The organism is Acinetobacter sp. YH12254 (genome assembly GCF_013417415.1).
Classification (GTDB): Bacteria; Pseudomonadota; Gammaproteobacteria; order Pseudomonadales; family Moraxellaceae; genus Acinetobacter; species Acinetobacter pseudolwoffii.
In genome coordinates this window covers 1-2433 of the sequence record NZ_VPEB01000042.1, presented here as the reverse complement: position 1 = coordinate 2433, position 2433 = coordinate 1, and the positions used below count along the sequence as shown (strand labels likewise).

At 52.5% G+C, this 2433-nt stretch carries 2 protein-coding genes and 1 pseudogene; all 3 read left to right on the top strand.

What is annotated here, in order from left to right:
• Window positions 1-126 precede the first annotated feature (126 nt).
• A pseudogene (locus FTV29_RS14885) lies at window positions 127-612 on the top strand (IS3-like element ISAba14 family transposase); the annotation flags it as partial.
• A 132-nt stretch (window positions 613-744) separates the two neighbouring features.
• On the top strand, window positions 745-1605 hold the full coding sequence (gene aac(3)-IId / locus FTV29_RS14880) for an aminoglycoside N-acetyltransferase AAC(3)-IId (protein ID WP_000557454.1): 861 nt from the start codon (window positions 745-747) through the stop codon (window positions 1603-1605).
• 12 nt (window positions 1606-1617) lie between these two features.
• Entirely contained in the window at window positions 1618-2160 is a 543-nt protein-coding gene (locus FTV29_RS14875) for an AAA family ATPase (protein ID WP_000587837.1), read from the top strand.
• Window positions 2161-2433 lie beyond the last annotated feature (273 nt).

Here is a 2433-nt window from a genome sequence, read left to right as displayed (position 1 = left end):
AATACCAGCGCACAGCCCAAAGAATGATTTCGCCCTGAAAATGCCGACCATGGAAAGGATTCATATGCTGCACCTTTAGCTAAAACAGTCTTCAGCTTACCATTCGTGGTTATTTGCAACAGTGCCGTGTGGTCTACGGATATAACGTATATCCCTATGGCAAAAGGCTTTGTTTATTTATGTGCTGTGATTGATTGGCATAGCCGCAAGGTACTTGCGCATAGGGTATCGATTAGTATGGAGGTGGATTTTTGTATTTCGGCTTTAAATGAAGCGATTGAAAAATATGGTCGACCTGAAATATTTAATACAGACCAAGGCAGCCAGTTTACCAGTGATGCATTTATTGATGTATTGAAATCAAATGGCATTCAAATCAGTATGGATGGTAAAGGTCGATGGGTAGATAATGTGATGGTTGAACGATTATGGCGGAGCGTTAAATATGAAGAGGTGTATCTCAAAGCTTATAGCAGTGTCACAGATGCGAAAAAGCAATTAAGTGCATATTTTGAGTTTTATAATTTGAAACGACCTCATTCGAGTCTAGACAAAATGACACCAAATGAGTTTTACTATGATCAGCTACCCCAACAAAACAAGGTGGCTTAACTAGAGCGGAATATCACTTATAAATACGCTTTTAGTTGTTCAAACAAGTGGGACCACCTCTATATCTCGATAGGTATAGTAGAGTGATATCTCGATAGGTATAGTGTTTTGCAGTTTAGAGGAGATATCGCGATGCATACGCGGAAGGCAATAACGGAGGCGCTTCAAAAACTCGGAGTCCAAACCGGTGACCTCTTGATGGTGCATGCCTCACTTAAAGCGATTGGTCCGGTCGAAGGAGGAGCGGAGACGGTCGTTGCCGCGTTACGCTCCGCGGTTGGGCCGACTGGCACTGTGATGGGATACGCGTCGTGGGACCGATCACCCTACGAGGAGACTCTGAATGGCGCTCGGCTGGATGACGAAGCCCGCCGTACCTGGCTGCCGTTCGATCCCGCAACAGCCGGGACTTACCGTGGGTTCGGCCTGCTGAATCAATTTCTGGTTCAAGCCCCCGGCGCGCGGCGCAGCGCGCACCCCGATGCATCGATGGTCGCGGTTGGTCCGCTGGCTGAAACGCTGACGGAGCCTCACGAACTCGGTCACGCCTTGGGGGAAGGATCGCCCGTCGAGCGGTTCGTTCGCCTTGGCGGGAAGGCCCTGCTGTTGGGTGCGCCGCTAAACTCCGTTACCGCATTGCACTACGCCGAGGCGGTTGCCGATATCCCCAACAAACGGTGGGTGACGTATGAGATGCCGATGCTTGGAAGAGACGGTGAAGTCGCCTGGAAAACGGCATCGGATTACGATTCAAACGGCATTCTCGATTGCTTTGCTATCGAAGGAAAGCCGGATGCGGTTGAAACTATAGCAAATGCTTACGTGAAGCTCGGTCGCCATCGAGAAGGTGTCGTGGGCTTTGCTCAGTGCTACCTGTTCGACGCGCAGGACATCGTGACGTTCGGCGTCACCTATCTTGAGAAGCATTTCGGAACCACTCCGATCGTGCCTCCGCACGAGGCCGTCGAGCGCTCTTGCGAGCCTTCAGGTTAGAGGCCGTCGACAATGATAATCTGGATCAACGGACCTTTCGGCGCCGGAAAGACGACGCTCGCTAAGCGGCTGCGCGATCGGCGTTCCAAATCGCTGATCTTTGACCCCGAGGAAATCGGGTTCGTGGTGAAAGAAACGGTCCCCATGCCAGCGAGCGGAGACTATCAGGATCTCCCCTTGTGGAGGGGACTTACGATCGCGGCGGTCAGGGAGATTCGAAGGAATTACTCGCAGGACATCATCATCCCAATGACGCTCGTGCACCCGGACTATCTGACTGAGATACTCGACGGGGTAAGGCGGATCGACGATCAGCTGCTGCACATCTTTCTGACGCTCAACGAGGACCTATTGCGTCACCGGATCGCGAACCAGACCATGCATCCTGACCCGAATCGAAATGCGGAGATTCGAGAGTGGCGATTAGCGAATGTCGCCCGATGCTTGGCCGCAAGGGAACGGCTTCCATGCACAACCCGTGTTCTCGATAGTGGTGCACACACCAGCGATGAACTCGCAGCGATGGTGCTCGACGGAATCGATGGGCGCACCTGATCGCCTTCGACGCCTGCGCAAAGCGTAGCGCGAGGGTGGCGGGCTCACGACCAAACGCCCAGAGGTCGATCATCGCAGGGATGTTTGGCTTTGTGGTGCGGACGACGGGACTCGAACCCGTACTCTCACAGAGAAGCAGATTTTCGGGCACTGTTGCAAATAGTCGGTGGTGATAAACTTATCATCCCCTTTTGCTGATGGAGCTGCACATGAACCCATTCAAAGGCCGGCATTTTCAGCGTGACATCATTCTGTGGGCCGTACGCTGGTACT